Origin of the sequence: Pseudoalteromonas luteoviolacea (genome assembly GCF_000814765.1) — a bacterium.
Classification (GTDB): Bacteria; Pseudomonadota; Gammaproteobacteria; order Enterobacterales; family Alteromonadaceae; genus Pseudoalteromonas; species Pseudoalteromonas luteoviolacea_H.
Window position 1 is genome coordinate 900536 of sequence record NZ_JWIC01000010.1, and the last position, 18644, is coordinate 919179.

Genomic DNA, 18644 nt, shown 5'->3' on the forward strand with positions numbered 1-18644 from the left:
GCTAAAGCCGCACTACGCGGCTTTTTTCTTACTCAGCGACTCACTAAAACAACACGCTCTTGCTGCTGATGTGCTTGTAACAGCGCTTCGTCGGCCAACTCCAAACTGTCATTTTGATCACCAGAAAAGTCCTCATGTACATGCACAACCCCCATACTGATGGTCACATGTGCACAAATCGGGGAGCTCGGGTGTGGAATAGACAGTGCATCTACAGCCTGATGCATTGCCGATGCAAGCGACATGGCTTGATCTGCATCGCACTTATTTATCAATGCCACAAATCGCACACCATCGTATCTTGCGACAAACCCTTCTACTTTTTGCGTCATGCTTTCCAGCACTTTTGCAACTTTTACTAGGCACTCATCTCCTGCACTAAACCCACAGCTATCGTTGTATTCTTTAAAATAATCGATATCTACGAGCAAAACGGACAGTGGAACTTGCTGGTCACGACTTTGATACCAAAGCTGAGCCAATGTCTCATCAAGTGCTCTGCGGTTCGGCACTTCGGTCAAGCCATCAATGTTTGCCAAGCGTTCTAGTAAGTCATTTTTTTGCTTGATTGCTAAATGTATTTTTACTCGCGCTTTGACAATATTAGGGCTAAAGGGCTTAACAATATAATCGACTGCGCCAAGCAACAAACCGCGTGCTTCGTCTTGATAACTATTGCTCGCAGAAATAACGATAACAGGAATTTGGTAGCTATTGGGGTCTGCTTTAAGTTGTAATAAAAAATCAAGGCCTTCATCGTCAGGCATGAGGATATCCACAATAATTAAATCAATCTGGGTGTGTAATAGCCGCTCAAACGCATTATCACTGTTTGCGCAACTGATCACCAAGTGCTCATCTGATAATGTGTTTTCTAAAACCACACGATTTAAGGGATCACCATCTAAGACTAAAATGTTGGCCGACTTTTGCATTTAACTTCCTTTTGCTTCCAATAAAATAAACTGCTTAGCTTGCTCAGTGAGTAAAATCAACTCATCTCTTAATGCGGTGTTTAAAGGGACATCTCCTTGAGGCTCTACAGATGCATTGGCCACTTTGTCAATGCGGGAGTTTGCTTCAACTAACTTGGCATAGTCTGCTAATCGCGCGAGTCCTATTCCACCCGACGCCCCTTTGATACTGTGTGCAATTTCAGCCAACTGCAGATTACTCTGTACAACGCTGAGATCGCGCACATATTCATCACATAGTTTAGCAAACTTATCCAACATTGTTTTTACTAGGGCTGGATTGTTCATCAATTGTGCCAAGGCAAAGTCTTTATCAAAAACACTCATTTGCTGACTCACATAAGGGTGCAATGCGCTGCACAGGTTGTCAGGAGAAATCGGCTTAACAAGAAATTCGTTGACACCATGTGCAAATGCTTTTTCCTTTTCATGTTCATGGGCATTTGCAGTTAACGCTATGATAGGTAACACCTCTTTACTTAACTCAGCGCGCAGTAACTTGGTTGCTTGATAGCCATCAATATGGGGCATATAAATATCCATCAGCACCATATCCGGTTTTAATGTTTGGCATATCTGCACAATATTTTGCGCACTTGGCAATGCCACAACCACAGCGCCATGTTGCTCCAATACCGTTTTTGAAATATCCAAATTCAATGCATTGTCATCCACAACAAGGCAAAGTGTATTAGCCAGCCGTTCATTGTTCTGAATTTCAGTCACTTGACGCTCAAGAGGAGACAAACACAATGACTGATAAAAGACATACTGTGGAATGTTTATAATACTCAGTGATGTTGACTCTGTTAGCCCTGTCGATAACGGGCTCGGTACCACAAGTCCCGAGCAAAGTGACGTCTCTGCGTGGCTAAAATGATGGCATAAGTAGCTCAACTCTTCGGTGTCATCACAAGCAATATAAGTAAATTTGTCCAGCTGTTCTAAGGCCTCACCAAAATTGGCAAAGTGTGTAATGTGATAATCGCTCAAATACTCTGGCGGTGTGGCAGTAGACACCAAACAGATATGGTTTTTAACAGTCATTTGAGGCCTATTTTGTGTTTGTAGCATCAACTCAAATTCAAAGGTACTACCGCCACCTTCTATACTGTGGATCTCAATTTTTCCACCCAGCAATGTTACCTGCTGTTTTACTATCGCAAGGCCTAAACCAATGCCTTCGTATTCCCGAGAGCTGGATTCATTTCCTTGCGTAAATGCATCAAACAAGCGTGCTTGGTCATCTTCTTTGATCCCAGGGCCCGTATCAAACACACAAAAAGAAAGCCATTGCTCCCCGTCTTTACTCCACTTAGAAACAACGCGTAATCCCACTTCGCCACGGTGAGTAAATTTGACGGCATTCCCTAATAAATTCACCAAAATCTGTTTAATTCGTGCCTCATCACCAATAAACTCAGGCCATACATCAGGTGCCACTTGCAGATTTAAATTTAACTTTTTAGCATCGCTTAACGGTTGAATAAGTGCACTCAAGCTATTCATTAAATTCAATATCGTAAATGGTTTATTGCGTAACTTGGCTCGCCCACTTTCCAGACGGGCAAAACTCAAGATATCACTCAACATCGTCAACAACTGCTTCGCGGCGGTCTCAATATGTATCAACTTTTCGCTATCTTGAGTGCGAGTCAGAGCCGGCTTTAAAATGCGGACCAGACCCAATATGGCATTTAATGGTGTACGGATCTCGTGACTAATATTGGCAATGAAGCGGCTTTTTGCACGATTTGCACGCTCAGCTTCTATTTTTGCTTTAGTTAACGCGGTGACATTTTGCACATGAATAACAAAATACTTCGGTAGTTTTTGCTTATCCCACACCAGTGAAACACTCAATTGCAACCAAAGCGAAGACTCACTCTGTGATAGGCTTAATACTTTGACCCCTTTGCGCTCTTCGAGCAGCTGATTTAATACGGTATTGAGCGTGTCTAACTCATCTTGTGCAAATAAAGAGCTTAAATGCAGCCCCGCTTCAACACCGTTCAACAGCTTTCGAACCGCGCGATTAAATTCTAAAATAATGCACTCGGTCGATACCAATAAAATACCATTGGGTGCATGCTTAATCGCCGCTTTGAAGTTTTGTTCCGAGGCTCGCAGCGCTATCATGGCCTGTTGTTGCTCACTGATATCACGGGCTATGCCCAAACTACCAATCCGGCTGCCCTGATCATCAAATAGTGGCGATACGCTCACTAAATAGGCCTTACCATCAAAATTCAGGGTTTCAGTTAAAGGAATACTATGGCTTTCCATCGCTTGTTCAAGCTCAAGTAGCTCAAGGTATTTTTGACTGACTTCTTGATGCTCCTTAGCGACTAATTCACTTTGTGACACGCCAATAAATCGCTCAAACGCATGATTACAGCCAATGAACGAACCATCAATATTTTTAAAATAAATAAGGTCAGGCACAGAGTTGAGTACCGTATTAAGCAATGCTGCTTGACGTTCTTTTGCTTCAAAGCTCCGTGATAAGGCTTTTCTTTGACGTTGAACCTGCTCGTCTAAGCGCGCATTATGTGTTTCCATTTGCTCAAACAACGCTTGCCTTTGCACCACCACTTGTTTGATTTCTTTAAACCAAGGCTGCCAGTCTTTGGGCACAGGGTATTGAAGCGTATTAGACTCCGCTAAATCTTGTTTTGTCAGATAATGTACAAAGTGTTTCAGCGGGCGAATAAAAATTTGCCCGTTTAACCATAAAAACGAGAAAAAAGTAAACACAATAAAGAGCGCTAAAAAGCCAAGCTCTACCAATACTTCGTTGAGGACCGTGGCAATAAACGCATCTTCTGATTGCTGGAATCTAAGTCGATAAGGGGCGTTTTGAATTGTGCCTGTCAGTTCTACGCCACCTCGCCACGGGCGAGCGCGTTCAGGTGTAAATGACTTGGTTAAAATCACAGACTGACTGCTTTGTACAAGGACCTGCTCATTGATATCAACCAGCGCAAGTGCGCCTTCATTGAAGGTGAACTTATCTAATAAAGCGGTGACCTTATCCGCATTATAAATCAATATGATATGAGACTTTCCCCCACTATTGATCGGCTGAGCAATACTGAAATAAGTATTGCCAAATAATCTTGTCTGCTTGCTATCCGGGTTCGCTAACACGCCTTTTCTTGGGCTGAAACGACCTTCAACAATGGCGGTTAAAAGGTGACTTTGCGTCTCATCGCGACGTTTGACAAACGCAAACCCATGTTCATTAAAATAGGCCACAGCCTCTAACTCATTGATCAATGCCAATGCCGTATCAAAGCTTGGCCCCAAAGCCATCACATGCAACCAATGCTCTAGCACACGAGGAGATGCTTTATATGTGCCTAACCCGACTAATTCACCACCTTGCTCGGGTAAGCGGTGATAATAATAGCCTAACTGCTGTTGTACTTGACGTTGTACATCGCGAGATAATTGATACTTTATCGGTGTATCTAACCCCCGCTTAATACTGCCAATGACAGTACTTGCTGCACTGGCAGCTTGATCGACTTGTGCTAACACGGCCGTAAATTGCACTTTATAAACGGCATATTGTCGCTCAAGCTTAATGTTGAATAAATGAAAACACAGTACGATGGCGAGAATTAACGGAATTAATAACGCAACACAGATAGATTTTCGATAAGTTTTGAGTGGCTGAAACTCTGACATAATGTCCATTCAATGGCCTGTAGTGGTTCTTTCCATCTTTTTTTGAAAGGTTAGCGAGCAGTGTTCAGATAAGCAAGTGATTCACTTCGTAACCACCCAATTTATAAATGAAAAAACCAGTGTATCTCCGATACACTGGTTCACTTTTTTCAGCGCCGTATTACAAGTTTTCTTCAGCAAATGAAGCCAAACGACTCCTCACAACACCATTGAGGTTGATTGTTGCACTGCCCTCAAAGTCTTTAAATCGCTCCACGATATAAGTGAGCCCAGAGGTCACTGGCGTTAAATAGTTGCTGTCTATTTGCGCCAAGTTTCCAGTACAGATAAGCTTAGTCCCTTCACCGCAACGCGTAATGATGGTTTTAAGCTGAGAAGCCGTTAAGTTTTGGCTTTCATCTAAAATCACCACAGCATTTTGAATGCTACGACCGCGCATAAAGTTCACTGATTTAAACTGGATATTGGCCTTTTCCATGATGTAATTTCGACTAGAGATCGGGCTTTCGTCATGTTTGTGCAGTACTTCAAGCGTATCTGTAATAGCCGCTAACCACGGTGCCATTTTCTCTTCTTCAGTGCCAGGTAAAAAGCCGATGCTCTCTGCGATTTCCGGGGTATTACGGGTCACGATCACCTTGTCATACACCCCCTTTTCTATGATCATTTCAAGTGCACTGGCTAAGGCCAATAACGTTTTACCGCATCCTGCAGGTCCAGTGAGTACCACCAGCTCAATATTGGGATCTAATAATGCATCCAGCGCCATCCCTTGATAGACGTTTTTAGGTTTTACGCCCCATGCCTGCTGGTGCAGTAACCGCTCAACACTGATGTCTTTTAATGTCACATGCGCTTCATCATACCCCACTACGCGCGCAGCAAAATGCTCGCTGCCATCGAGCAAGTATTCGTTATAAAACACTTCTGGCATCCTAGATTTAGGCACTTTATGTAAGCTATAACGCCCCTGCTGCTCACTTTGACATTCACCTACACTTTCCCAAAAGTCGCCCTCAAATTTATTGTATCCTGAGGTCAGCAAATTAATATCATCAATCAATTGGTCAGTCCGATAGTCTTCAACAAATTTTAATCCGACCCCTTTTGCTTTCAGGCGCATATTGATGTCTTTGGTGACTAGCACGACTTTTTTCTCTGTATATTGCTTTTGTAACTGCAAAGCACAGTTAATGATACTGTGATCATTCTCGTTGCCAGGCAGTCCAGAAATACTGTCGGGGTACAAATGGTCGTTTACAATAATGAGCTTGCCACTACTGCCAGGTTTATTAGGATCACGCTGTACTTTTGGTAAATCAACGCCTTCTAACATTTGTTCCGGTGTCGCATCGGTCAGAACATCATCTAAGCTGCGGATCGCCACACGCGCATCTCGGCTCACATCACGCTTTCTATCTTTGATGTGGTCAAGTTCTTCTAACACTGTCATGGGGATCACAACATCATGTTCTTGGAAGGAAAGGTAAGCGAGGGGCTCGTGAAGTAAAACGTTGGTGTCTAGTACATAAATTTTCCGGTCGAGGTCATCTTTTCCCATAGTGCATTCCTATTCGTCTGCAATTTCTATGATTGAACTGTGTATTGCTCGCCACACAATACATCGCTCTAACTTAATTTTAGTCTATTTGTCACAAAAGTCGTTTTCATGACAAAAAACCTTTTGTACAAGTGTCCCCATTTATTGCCAAAGTGGCCCCTCTGTCACTTTTTTTAATTATTCAATTCGTATATTTTATCTCCAACAACAGTGATGTTTGACTATGCTTAATAGCCACTATTGCACAATAAAAAACAATCGACAGTGAGCAAACAACGAATATGAATCAGTTATCTTGTAAAACCCACGCAATACCACGCTGTAAGGCACATTTATTGTGTTTTTACAATCTTGAACAAGGCTTTGCTTCTCGGTAACATAGCCGCCTTTTTTCTGCGAAGATGAGAAAACCATGAATTTTTCCTTAGGTCAGCGCTGGATAAGCGATACCGAATCAGATTTGGGTTTAGGGGCCATTGTCGCCTTAGAAGGTAGACAAGTAACCATTCTGTTTCCCGCCAGTGGAGAAAACCGCGTTTATTCTGTACAAGAAGCGCCGGTGACTCGAGTAGCATTTAATCCTGGGGATGTGATCCGCAGTGTTGAAGAATGGGAAATGCGTGTAGAGAGCATCGAAGAGCAAGGGGATCTACTTTGCTATCATGGTGTGCGTCTAGACACAGAAGAAACTGTCAGCCTAAAAGAAACCTTTTTAGATCATTTCATTAAGTTTAATAAACCACAGGATAGGCTTTTTGCAGGTCAGGTGGATAGATTTGATCGTTACACGCTGCGTTACCAAACGTGGCAGCACCAATTTAATCGCCAACAATCTCATCTGAAAGGCCTGATCGGTCAACGTGCCAGCTTAATTCCTCACCAGCTTTATATTGCAGATGAAGTCGGACAACGTTTTGCGCCGCGCGTTTTGCTCTCTGATGAAGTGGGATTGGGTAAAACCATTGAAGCGGGCATGATCTTGCACCAGCAGATCCTCACAGGCCGTGCTAACCGCGTATTAATCGTGGTGCCAGAAAGCTTACAGCACCAGTGGTTAGTTGAAATGTTGCGTCGTTTTAATTTACGTTTTTCTATCTTTGATGAAGAGCGTTGCGACGAAGCTTTTGCAGACTCGCCTAATGTATTTGAAACCGAGCAATTGGTTTTGGTTAGTCTTGAATTTATCACTAAAAAACGTCGCTGGTTCGAACAAGCAACGCTGGCAGATTGGGATCTGCTCGTCGTTGATGAAGCGCACCACCTTACCGTAGAAAAAGACAAGCCAAGTACTGAATATCAGCGTATTGCTGAACTCAGCCAAGATATCCCTGGTCTCATCTTATTAACCGCGACACCAGATCAATTGGGCCATCGCAGTCATTTTGCACGCTTACAATTACTCGATCCTGATCGATTCTATGACTACGATGCGTTTGTTGTGGAAGAAAGTAACTATAAAGAAATTGCAGACGCTGCAAATCAACTGCTGCAAGATACACTGTTAGATGACAAAGCCACCGCGACCATCACTGAGTTACTAAAAGAAACGGATATCTCAGATTTACTGAAGCGTGTAGCCGAACAAGAGCAAGAAGCAAAGCAAGAGCTGTTAGGTATGTTGCTTGACCGCCACGGTACAGGTCGTATCTTATTCCGTAATAGCCGCAGCGGTATCGATGGCTACCCAGGTCGTAAAGTCCACGCGCATCCAGTTGACATGCCAAAGCAATATAAAACGGCGATGTCAGTTCTTGGCAGTATGGGCGGCATCCAAACTGCTGAAAAAAGCGCATTACGTGCCTTATTCCCGGAAAAAATCTTCCAAGAATTCGAAGGGGAAAGTGCTAGCTGGACCCAATTTGATCCGCGCGTAAATTGGCTGATCGAAAAACTCAAAGAACTCAAGCACGAAAAGGTACTGCTGATCTGTGCTGAAGCACAAACAGCCATTAGCCTTGAACAAACCTTGCGCGAGCGCGAAGGCATTCGTTCAGCCGTGTTCCACGAAGGCATGTCCATTATTGAACGTGACCGTGCCGCCGCTTACTTTGCTGACGAATATGACAGTGCACAAGTGCTGTTATGTTCTGAAATAGGCTCAGAAGGTCGTAACTTCCAGTTCTCACACCACCTAGTGTTGTTCGATCTGCCGCTAAATCCAGATTTGTTAGAACAGCGTATCGGTCGTCTTGACCGTATTGGCCAGCAACATGACGTCAATATTCATGTGCCTTACTTTGCCAATACTGCACAAGAAGTGTTATTGCGTTGGTACAACGAAGCGTTAGATGCATTCGAAACCACCAGCACGACCGGCCAGCTACTATACAAAGAGTTCTCTGAAGATCTGCTTGAATTTATTGCAGCACATAACTGTGATGAAGAAGAGCTTGACCCGTTACTTGAGCAAGTTGCCAAGCAAAACAAAGTGCTACGTGCAAAAATGGAGCAAGGTCGAGACAGACTACTTGAACTGCACTCAAGCGGCCAAGGTCGTGCAGAGCAAATCGTCCAGCAAATTGAAAAGCTCGATGATGACGTTATCTTGCCAGCTTATATGATTAATGTGTTTGATATTTTTGGGGTAAACCAAGAAGACAAAGGCGAAAACACCATTATTCTTAAGCCCACAGAACACATGCTTAACCCGTCATTCCCATGTTTGAAAGACGATGGCATGACTGTCACATTTGATAGATCAACCTCATTATCGCAAGAAGATGCACAATTTATCAGCTGGGACCACCCAATGGTAGAAGGCGTCATGGATATGATCTGTGATGATGACTTCGGCTGTGCATCCGTGGCGTTACTGAAGAACAACAAACTACCTGTCGGTACATTTTTTGTTGAACTGATTTACGTGGCAGAAACCTCGGCACCTAAATCACTGCAAGTGGGTCGCTTTTTGCCACCTACGCCTATCCGTGTATTGATGGACAAAACAGGTAATAACTTGGCTGAGAATGTCGCATTTGACGCATTTAACCAACAGCTTTCAGCTGTAGGCCGTCAAACGGCTAGCAAATTAGCCAACGCGTTACAATCGGGGATCCATCCGCTTATTGCCAAAGCAACAGACATCGCGAATCAACATCTGGACACTTTGCAAAGCCAAGCACAAGCAGATATGCAGACGCGCTTAGACGAAGAACAAAACCGTCTAAATGCACTCAAAGCGATTAACCCTAATATCCGTGATGAGGAAATTAAAGTGTTTGATAAGCAAAAAACACAGCTTAGTGAACACATTTCTAAGGCACAGGTTAAGCTCGATGCGATCCGCTTAATTGTGGTTTCTAATCAGTAATCCCTACTTTAGAAACAGGCAATAAAAGAGACGTTTTATTGCCTGTTTCTATTCTCATGCAGCGTCGTCGTCGTATTTCATCATTATTAATTTCATATTATTTTCTGAGTTATTGTACATACACCTCACCCTTGATAGATTGATTAAGATTTAACCAATCAAGGAAAAGATAATGAAAATTAAAATGATAAATCCCCTCTCGATAGTGACGTTCTTTTTATTAGCCATCGCCTGTACAAAATTATACGCTTCTAGCACCTCCCCCTCGCAAGGCAGCTATTTTTTAATTGATACCGGGGCTAGCCAAGTCTATAAATTGAATTTCAAACCCGATAATCAAGTGATTGTATCGAGTGATTTTAACGTGCCAGCTCAGTGGCAATGGCAATCCCAGCAGCAGATCTTGGCTGAACTTTCTCAGCCGCAAGATCAATATGAAGTACAGATGTCCGAGCATGAAACATATATTCATCAGTTGACAGGGTTAAGCTTTAATTACAACACACAGGAACAACATCAGTACACCCAACATATGCAAGTTTGGCATAAAGAAGCACAAATGGTTGTGGATACCTATACAGTCCCAAGTGAAGCGATATTCCTCAAACAGCGCCAGCTGAAAAAATGGCGAGCACATCTGGTCAATAAAACGTGGGAAATCGCGAATATTGATGAAGTCACACATGCCGATACACCTTGGTTTAAAAGTCGTAGCTCAGCGTCTGTTACTTTTCATGAAAACGGTAAAGGTACAGTCAATCATTGGGATAACACACACAGTGATTTAACATGGAAACTGAAAGGAAAAAAACTTGTTCTTCACTACCACCACAACGAACAAAGTGTGAAATTGGTTATTCGTATTGTAGAGAATATTGATGATATTGGGCTGCGTTTTGTTGCAAAAAAGGTAAATAAAAAATCCAAGCAAGCAAAGTGGATCACCGGCTACATGATTGAAAAGCAGGATATTGCACTTACTTACGAACAAATTGTTGGCCAATGGCGCAAATCTAATGGACGCTTTCATGACTACTACCCAGACCAAATTGCAGTTGCTAGCGTTGCCAACACGGCCTCAAAATGGAAGCTCAACCACCTAAATCAACTTGTTAGAGAAAAGCTGGATCATCCAGAGCAAGGGACTGTACTTAATTGTCCTGACAATCGCTGTTATGTTAGCTGTGAATTCTTTTATGAACTGCTCGCTAAAAAAGGCAATACACTCTACATTGCTTACCATTATAATTCAGAGTTTTACCCGCAAGGTCCGTTAAAATTTCAAGGTAAATGGATACTAAAAGTTGAGTATGACGAAGCTTTTGGCATTAAAGATTTTTCTAGAAATATCTTTTCAATCACGACTATGAACTTAGAGTACCAAGGTCAAAGCCACCCATATCTATTTAGTCGTTTACCAGACGAAAACGGTGATCTCGTTAATCAAGTCACAACACCTGAAGGTACAGGCAATTTTTCCATGATAGAAGGTAAATTACACACACTCATTAACCAACAGGAAAGCATTTTTGAGATAACTCAATTTACGCGAGATGGACTGTCAGTCTGTCAATATCAACCCGGGTCGCAGTGCTCATTGGGTAAACAAGCAATATTTAAATTTACTCATGAGGCAGGGCCATATCCAGTCGCTCACTAGCAAAATTGGGGCATGATCTGCCCCCTTTTTTAACTTAAGACCACCAGTGCTATCATCGATTGCAATACTAAACACACTGAATTAGTCCAAATAATTGCAGGGCGTTTAAACCTCAAGCCATAAAGCAGCCAAAACATAAATACGACCACATAACCAAATAAAAAGCTCATCGATAAAGTGCTTTCAGCGTCGCGATTTACCTCGCTCAGTAATTGACCAAGTAATGCAAAGGCGCCTATACCACCAAATAAAACACCGGCGATATCCCAGTAGCGTTCATCACTCATCAAAAAGTGCGTCCAAGTGGCTCTCAACATACTTGCCTCCCATGCAACAGCTTCGCATTCCAGTTTGTATAGTCATTTATCCTGGCAACAATGTTAGGATGTGATAACTGACAAAACCGTCCGACCACTACCACGTCACATCCAGCAGACAAAGCGCCTTGCACACCAGCATCAGAGTCTTCAAACACAACACATTCACGACAAGATAGACCGAGCTTATTGGCAGCCGCAACGAATGGCTCAGGTTCTGGTTTACCTTGCCGGACATCTTCTGCACCGATTAAATGAATGGGGGGCGGCAATTGACAGGTTTGCATCCGCTTTTGTGCATTATCACGATCTGCTGAAGTTGCTAATGCCCATGGCAGGTTCAACTGCTGTAAATGGGTCAAAAAGCGCTTTGCGCCCGCAATTTCTTTAACATATCTTGCAAATGCGGCCTCAGCACCTTCTAAATGCTTTACTTCCTGATGCAGATCCAAATGTGGCAAATATTGCTTTACATAGTCTTCGAAGCGAACACCTCGGCCATCTCTTAATACTTGCTCAATGTCGAGCTGATGCATTTGGCACCATGGTGCAATGGCTTTGGCAATGGCGGTATCAGAATCAACAAGTGTGCCATCCATATCAAAAATCGCCCTTTATACTTGGGCAAATGACAGTAAGACTCCATATTTCTCTCCTTCAAAACAGGCATTAACACGCAAATAAGAAATTAAAAACGCAAAAAGATGCAAGTTAATGCAAATAATACGCTTGCGATCCCCCTAAGATCAAGTAAAATTCGGCAAAAAAGCGCAGGAACATGCAAAATGCTATTGGCGGAACGACATCAATTAATCTTAGAACAACTCAATCTGCATGGCCGGATCACGTCTGTGGAGTTGGCAAAATCGTTGGCGGTAAGTGAAGACACAATCAGACGAGATCTCAACAAACTAGGCGAATTAAAACTGCTACACCGTGTTCATGGCGGTGCGTTGGTGATGCAAGAAGACAGTCCTGATTATTTTGACCGATTAAATACCCCTGATCCCTCAAAAAAGCGCTTTTTAGAACCGGCACTCACTATGCTAGAAGCAGGACAAACCATCGTCATTGACTCTGGCGAAACGTGTCGCTACCTCGCACAAAATTTGCCAGCCAATTTACCTTTAACGGTTGTCACAGGATGTCCGCTGATTGTGCAAGATCTCATGCAACACCCTCAGATACAGGTCATCCAAATTGGCGGTAAAATGTTTAAACCTGCCATGCGTACAGTCGGCCACAGTGCCATCGAAATGCTCAAACAGATCCGCTTTGATATTGTTTTTATGGGGATCTGTGCATTTCATGCCAAACATGGCTTTTGCGTTAATTACCTCGAAGAGGCGGAAGTATTGCGTGCAACCATTGAGCAAGCCGATCGCACCGTGTTGATGGGACCCCACGATAAGCTGGATAAAACCAAAACTTACCAAATTGTGCCCGCACATAAGATCAACCATGTGATCACCGATGAAGGCATACGTCAAGATGTGCAAACGAGCATCCAAAAACTGGGAATTGAGTTAACAATCGTGCCGAACAACTAGGGTTTACTTGGCCTTTTGATCTTAGCCAGTTAGAATACGCCCGTTTTCGATCAAATTTGGAATTTTGCAGTGCTCTTAAATTACAACCCACCAACTGATCCCTATCTTGGCCTCTTATATCAGGACGATCACATGTTGGTGATCAACAAACCCAGCGGTTTGTTGACAGTACCGGGCAAAGATCCAAAACATGCAGACAGTGTCATTAACCGCATCAACCGGGTGTTTCCAACCGCAAAAATCGTGCATCGTCTAGATATGGCCACATCAGGTATTTTATGTTTAGCAATGCACAAAGAAGCGCACCGATTTTTAAGTATTCAATTTCAAGACCGACTGACTAAGAAGCGCTATGTCGCGCGTGTGCATGGCAAGCTAGAGAGTAAGGAAGGTTCTGTTGATCTGCCCCTTATTTGTGACTGGCCCAATCGTCCTAAGCAAAAAGTTTGTCATGAATCTGGCAAGCCATCACTGACACATTATGAAGTGCTTGAATATGAGCCATACGCAACCCGCGTGTCACTTACGCCCATAACAGGCCGCTCACATCAATTAAGGGTACATATGCAGTCTCTGGGTCATGTTATTCTAGGTGATAGACTCTATGCGACAGGTGATGCCCTCAAAGCCGCTGAGCGCTTGCAACTACATGCACAAATGTTAGAGATATGCCACCCAGTCAGTGGCGAGATGATGCAATTTAATGCGCCAGATCCTTTTTAGGCTCTGGCACATCGCTCTACTTTTGATTAAACAGATCTAACGCACTGGCCGTCATGGCACGTACTCCTGTTTTTAAAGCCAATGGATAATCTGGCGCAAATTTGCTTGAATGCAATGAAGGCAAACTGGTGCCATGTGTTTGCGCATCAGTATAAGCCTGTGGCGCTACACCCCCAAGCCAAAAAATGGTGATCGGAATATGGTCATCAGTGCGCCCGTACAGACCAAAATCTTCTCCCGCCATCACAGGTTCTGCTTTTACCACGTTCTCTGCGCCTAACTCACGTTTAATACTTGCGGTCACCGCAGTCGCAAGAACAGGATCATTGTAAGTTGATGGAATACTCTCTGATTCATGCACGTGCACAACGGGTGCGAATTCAGGCGACAACCCTGCGCTCAAAGCCACCCCTTTTGAAAGTCGCTTTAGTGCGGCTATTTGCTGATCTCTCACAGCGCTATCGTAAGACCGTAAAGTCAGCTGTAATTTTACTTCGTTAGAAATAATATTGTGCTTAGATCCACCATGAATCGATCCCACCGTGATCACTGAAGGTTTAAGCGGTGAGATCTCTCGACTAGTAATGGTCTGGATCCCAAGTACAATGCGCGATGCCAACACAATAGGATCAATGGTTGTATGCGGATAAGCCCCATGACCACCTTGACCCTTTACCGTAATATCTACAGAGTCGACATTGGCTAAGGCATACCCTGGAGAGATGGCGACCTGCCCTGCTGGCAACGATGCACTGACATGTAAGCCAAGCACATGATCAGGCTTGGCAAATTTGCTAAACAGGCCTTCTTTGAGTATGGCTTTTGCCCCAGCGCCCACTTCTTCAGCAGGCTGCGCCACCATCATTAAGGTGCCTTGCCACTGGTGCTTATTTTTTACCAGCTGCTCAGCTGCGCCAATGAAGCTGGTCATGTGAATATCATGCCCACAACCATGCATCACGCCGACCATATTATTATTGGCATCTTTTACTCTGACTTTTGATGCATAAGGCTTTCCGGTCTGCTCAATAATTGGCAAGCCATCCGTATCTGCGCGGATCATCACCGTGGGCCCATCTCCATTTTTCATCAGCCCCACGACGCCATAGCCGCCCACCCGTTCTGTGACGTCAAAGCCCAATGCAGCCAGCTCTTTTGCCAAACGTGCGCCCGTTTGCTTTTCTTGCATAGACAGCTCAGGGTTTTGATGTAGATGTAAATATAACGCTTCTAATTTAGGAAGCGACTGGTTTACCGCAGACTCTAGATTACGAGCAGCAGCGTGATGTACGCAGCACAATAGCGCCATTGATGTGAGCAATGTTTTCATAACGTTATTATTGAATTGAAAAAGTCACTCCAGCTTGCAAACAATTGGTGATAAATGCAACCGTTTATGCCTGTCACTCTGGCCAAAAATGATCATTATCTGTGCACTTTTACGCTTTCATTTTGATATGCCTTTGCTAAGCTTAAACTCTACACAAGGGGTTTTTATACTGTGAAAACAATAAATATCAAAGAGTTGCAGCCTGGTATGTTTGTTGTTGGTGTGATCAAGCAAGCCGGACACGTACGCGTCAAAAATCAAGGCTGGGTGAGAGATGAAAAAGGGATCAGTAACCTGATCCATTCAGGTGTATTAGAAGTTGAGATCGATCCCGATAAAACCTTAGATCAGTCCAAAGTCGAACCTGAGATCACCGAAGAAGTGACCACTTCAGCTAAACCAGATCCCTGGCATAAATCCGTCTCCGTCGAAGCTGAACTTGGCCAAGCTGTTAAAATGTATGAGCAAGCAAAGCAGCTACAGGAAAAGGCTTTCTCCGATATAAAAGAAGGTCGAAAAATAGATATCGCGGAGTTTAAAGAAACCGCTTCAGGCTTTATCGATTCGGTGTTTCGAAATCAAGATGCCCTTGCCTGCATCGCACGGATCCGTGAAAAAGATGGCTACCTGCTGGAGCACTCTCTAAATGTATCCATTTTAATGAGTATCTTTGCCAAGCACCTTGGATTTGATCGCGATCTCATAGAAGAGCTGGCAACAGGTGCGCTTTTGCATGACATTGGCAAAATCAAAATTCCTGACGATATACTACAAAAGCCCGATAAACTCAGCGAAAATGAATTCGCTATCATGCGAGAGCACGCCAAATATAGTCACGATATTGTTAAAGACAGTGGCTTAGGAGAAATCGCCGCAGAAATCGCGGGCTTTCATCACGAAAGGCTGGATGGTACGGGTTACCCATACGCAAAACAAGGTGACGAGCTGTCACAGTATGTACGCATGGTCTCCATTATTGATGTTTATGATGCGCTCACTGCGGACAGAGTCTATAAAGTCGGTATGACACCAATACAAGCGTTTAAAAAACTGCGTGCTGGATGTCCACATGAATTTGATGGTGATTTACTTAACCAGTTTATTCACTGTATCGGCATGTATCCGGTCGGCACGTTAGTCAAATTGAAAAGTCATCGAGTAGGCATTGTCGCAGCCAGCAACCCAACCTCTCCTCTGCAACCGATAGTAAAAGTGTTTTACAACGCAAAAAACATGTTTCATGTCGAAGTGAGAGACGTCGATTTAAGTGACAAACGCATCGACGATGAATTAGAGGCCGCCGTTAAGCCTGAAGAGTTTGGTTTAGACTTAATCAAATTTTTTCGTCACTCCATGTTACCTTAGCGCATCAAAGCGCTAAGGTCATGATGAGGTGCGTTATGGGATCCAATCCTGCATCGCATTCAAGGTAAACTCAATCCCATCAAAATCAAACAACGCTTGTTCAGGTGTGATTTCAACAATGGTCAATGCCCCCAAATTATCCCCTTCATACAATTCGCGATTATTGACTTTTATCCAGCGTTTATCTGGCTCTGTGGCATAAATATGTGCTTGATACCGCAAAGATGGAATACTGTTTTGCAATTTAGGTGGCAATAGCTCCACAGGCGTTGCTCGTGCACTTTCTTTACTACTAGACACCACATCACTTTCTTCGTTTGAGTTTACGGTAAAGGTCGGACGCGTCTCTTCAACCGCTGCTGCGAACGCTTTCTTCAGCTCTTCTGATACGCCTGCAAGCTCATTGTCTTGACGACTTTGCGTACCATGAAATTGATTTGCTTGCTGAGTACCTGTGTACTGCTGAGGCATCGTTGTATTATACAGTTGTCCAGAGTTTGGCGCAGCGAATGATTGCTGTGGATAGGTCATATTCGGCTGAGCAAATTGCCCTGTCGTCGCGAACTGCTGTGTTTGTGGCATCTGAGTTTGTACTGGTACATTGACAATTTGTCCCTGACTATTTACCGGTACTAGCTGCTGAGAATACACTGCACGGCCGCTGGCATCAAAGCCCACTTGCACTGGCATCCATTGGTAATGAATTTGGTTTTGCACCACAGGCTGCTGCATTAATACCGGCTGTTGTACTGGGTTGTTCATCACTGGCGCATGCGCAACAGTCGTCGCAGGTACACTGCTTGAAACCTCTGGCTGCGTTGTGTCTGGCTCAGCTTGAGTACTACCAGAAGCGGCTACAGCCATGTCTGCCTCTGCGTTCTCTGTATTTGTCTCAACCTTAGGTGCAGCTTCAGCAGCCACGTGTGTTTGTTCGATATCAGTTGATTGCACTGATTGACCAAGGAAATACCCTGCGCTCAGTGCACAGACACTAATTAGCCCACCGCCTAAACCAAGACTTAAACGTCTATAAAATGCAACCTGTGCAGATTGACGTGCTTGTACATACTCTTGCTCAGATTTTGATTGTTGTTGTGATTGTTTTAATGCATTAACAAGATAAGACATGACACACCATTAAAAAATATATGAAAGACCAAAACCGCAGGCAAACATTGCGGCCACCCAACCCGATACTAACATCGGCATATTGAGCTTTTTGGTTTGTTGTTCAGGGATTAAGTTCAGTGGCAACGCCTCTTTTGCGGCTTGCTGAGCTACCTGCTTAGTCACCTCTTGCTGCTGAGCAGAATACGCACCCAATAAACATCTATCTGCCAATAGATTAATCAGCCTAGGGATCCCTGCGGTCACTTGATGAATATAGGCAATCGACTCATTGCTAAAAAGGTGATTTTGACAGCCAGCTTTATTGAGACGATGTTTGATATAAGAGAATACTTGAGACTCTGTCAACGGCAGCAAGTGATATCTCGCCGTGATCCTCTGTGCTAACTGACGCAACTCATTACGTTGTAATAGCTGCTGCAGTTCAGGCTGACCCACTAACACAATCTGTAATAACTTTTTGTGATCCGTCTCTAAATTGGTCAATAAGCGAAGCTGCTCTAACACATCAGCCGCCAAATGTTGCGCCTCATCAATAATCAGCATGGTGTGGCCACCTTGCTCATGATTATCTAACAAACGTTTTTTGATCACATCGGTTAATGACTTGAGCGTTGCACCTTTCGCATCATATTCAATCTCTAATTCATCACAAATGCTGGCTAACAATTCCATTTCTGACAACGCTGGGTTTAACACAAACGCGACCTGCGTCGACTCAGGTAACTGCGCTAACATGCTGCGCGTCACGGTGGTTTTTCCTGTGCCTACTTCCCCTGTCAATAATACAAAGCCGCCGGCATCACCAAGTCCATAGGTTAAGTGTGCCAACGCTTCTTTGTGGCGATCACTTAAAAATAGAAACTCAGGATTTGGCGCAATTGAAAACGGTTTTTCCGTTAACCCAAAATAGCGTAAATACACGATCTGTCTCTTTATTGTTAGAATGCTGCCTATAATGGCAAAAAATCACTTTAAGTTAAAACATTGTTTGCTTAATCAACACTGAATTTTTCACAATTTTGGGAACAAA

At 43.7% G+C, this 18644-nt stretch carries 13 protein-coding genes; 5 read left to right on the forward strand and 8 right to left on the reverse strand.

Features of this window, described 5'->3' with window-relative positions:
- Positions 1 to 32 precede the first annotated feature (32 nt).
- The 3 genes from JF50_RS25570 to JF50_RS25580 all read right to left on the reverse strand — a co-directional run bounded on the left by JF50_RS25570 (position 33) and on the right by JF50_RS25580 (position 6228).
- On the reverse strand, positions 33 to 935 hold the full coding sequence (locus JF50_RS25570) for a diguanylate cyclase domain-containing protein (RefSeq protein ID WP_039612062.1): 903 nt from the start codon (positions 933 to 935) through the stop codon (positions 33 to 35).
- Positions 936 to 4667, reverse strand: coding sequence for a hybrid sensor histidine kinase/response regulator (locus tag JF50_RS25575; RefSeq protein WP_160290513.1), 3732 nt, complete (start codon positions 4665 to 4667; stop codon positions 936 to 938).
- A 160-nt stretch (positions 4668 to 4827) separates the two neighbouring features.
- Positions 4828 to 6228 (reverse strand): PhoH family protein, encoded by a 1401-nt coding sequence (locus tag JF50_RS25580; RefSeq protein WP_039612063.1) that lies wholly within the window; start codon positions 6226 to 6228, stop codon positions 4828 to 4830.
- Between the two features lie 412 nt (positions 6229 to 6640).
- Between JF50_RS25580 and rapA the strand changes: the two genes are divergently transcribed.
- Complete coding sequence (gene rapA, locus JF50_RS25585; RefSeq protein WP_039612064.1) at positions 6641 to 9538, forward strand: RNA polymerase-associated protein RapA; 2898 nt, start codon at positions 6641 to 6643, stop codon at positions 9536 to 9538.
- 172 nt (positions 9539 to 9710) lie between these two features.
- Positions 9711 to 11198 (forward strand): hypothetical protein, encoded by a 1488-nt coding sequence (locus JF50_RS25590; protein ID WP_039612065.1) that lies wholly within the window; start codon positions 9711 to 9713, stop codon positions 11196 to 11198.
- Positions 11199 to 11227: 29 nt separating this feature from the next.
- Here the strand turns inward: JF50_RS25590 and JF50_RS25595 are convergent, their stop codons facing one another.
- Complete coding sequence (locus tag JF50_RS25595; RefSeq protein WP_039612066.1) at positions 11228 to 11515, reverse strand: hypothetical protein; 288 nt, start codon at positions 11513 to 11515, stop codon at positions 11228 to 11230.
- Positions 11509 to 12114, reverse strand: coding sequence for an HAD-IA family hydrolase (locus JF50_RS25600; RefSeq protein ID WP_052262785.1), 606 nt, complete (start codon positions 12112 to 12114; stop codon positions 11509 to 11511). Before JF50_RS25600 ends, JF50_RS25595 begins: the two co-directional genes overlap by 7 nt.
- A gap of 186 nt (positions 12115 to 12300) precedes the next feature.
- On the opposite strand from JF50_RS25600, the gene JF50_RS25605 reads away from it, so the two are divergent.
- Positions 12301 to 13065, forward strand: a complete 765-nt coding sequence (locus JF50_RS25605) for a DeoR/GlpR family DNA-binding transcription regulator (protein ID WP_039612067.1) — start codon at positions 12301 to 12303, stop codon at positions 13063 to 13065.
- Positions 13066 to 13134: 69 nt separating this feature from the next.
- Positions 13135 to 13788 (forward strand): bifunctional tRNA pseudouridine(32) synthase/23S rRNA pseudouridine(746) synthase RluA, encoded by a 654-nt coding sequence (gene rluA / locus JF50_RS25610; RefSeq protein ID WP_039612068.1) that lies wholly within the window; start codon positions 13135 to 13137, stop codon positions 13786 to 13788.
- 16 nt (positions 13789 to 13804) lie between these two features.
- Here the strand turns inward: rluA and JF50_RS25615 are convergent, their stop codons facing one another.
- Positions 13805 to 15097, reverse strand: a complete 1293-nt coding sequence (locus JF50_RS25615; RefSeq protein ID WP_419177529.1) for an amidohydrolase — start codon at positions 15095 to 15097, stop codon at positions 13805 to 13807.
- Between the two features lie 192 nt (positions 15098 to 15289).
- Between JF50_RS25615 and JF50_RS25620 the strand changes: the two genes are divergently transcribed.
- Positions 15290 to 16483 carry an HD-GYP domain-containing protein gene (locus JF50_RS25620; protein WP_039612070.1) on the forward strand — a complete coding sequence of 398 codons (1194 nt, stop codon included), beginning with the start codon at positions 15290 to 15292 and terminating at the stop codon, positions 16481 to 16483.
- 33 nt (positions 16484 to 16516) lie between these two features.
- Here JF50_RS25620 and JF50_RS25625 read toward each other — a convergent pair whose 3' ends face one another.
- Positions 16517 to 17611 (reverse strand): general secretion pathway protein GspB, encoded by a 1095-nt coding sequence (locus JF50_RS25625; protein WP_039612071.1) that lies wholly within the window; start codon positions 17609 to 17611, stop codon positions 16517 to 16519.
- Between the two features lie 9 nt (positions 17612 to 17620).
- Positions 17621 to 18535 (reverse strand): ExeA family protein, encoded by a 915-nt coding sequence (locus tag JF50_RS25630; protein WP_039612072.1) that lies wholly within the window; start codon positions 18533 to 18535, stop codon positions 17621 to 17623.
- Positions 18536 to 18644 lie beyond the last annotated feature (109 nt).

Coding starts and splice junctions, on each gene's coding strand:
- JF50_RS25570 (WP_039612062.1), bottom strand. CDS start 935: ATGCAAAAGTCGGCCAACATTTTAGTCTTAGATGGTGATCCCTTAAAT.
- JF50_RS25575 (WP_160290513.1), bottom strand. CDS start 4,667: ATGTCAGAGTTTCAGCCACTCAAAACTTATCGAAAATCTATCTGTGTT.
- JF50_RS25580 (WP_039612063.1), bottom strand. CDS start 6,228: ATGGGAAAAGATGACCTCGACCGGAAAATTTATGTACTAGACACCAAC.
- rapA (WP_039612064.1), top strand. CDS start 6,641: ATGAATTTTTCCTTAGGTCAGCGCTGGATAAGCGATACCGAATCAGAT.
- JF50_RS25590 (WP_039612065.1), top strand. CDS start 9,711: ATGAAAATTAAAATGATAAATCCCCTCTCGATAGTGACGTTCTTTTTA.
- JF50_RS25595 (WP_039612066.1), bottom strand. CDS start 11,515: ATGTTGAGAGCCACTTGGACGCACTTTTTGATGAGTGATGAACGCTAC.
- JF50_RS25600 (WP_052262785.1), bottom strand. CDS start 12,114: ATGGATGGCACACTTGTTGATTCTGATACCGCCATTGCCAAAGCCATT.
- JF50_RS25605 (WP_039612067.1), top strand. CDS start 12,301: ATGCTATTGGCGGAACGACATCAATTAATCTTAGAACAACTCAATCTG.
- JF50_RS25615 (WP_419177529.1), bottom strand. CDS start 15,097: ATGGCGCTATTGTGCTGCGTACATCACGCTGCTGCTCGTAATCTAGAG.
- JF50_RS25625 (WP_039612071.1), bottom strand. CDS start 17,611: ATGTCTTATCTTGTTAATGCATTAAAACAATCACAACAACAATCAAAA.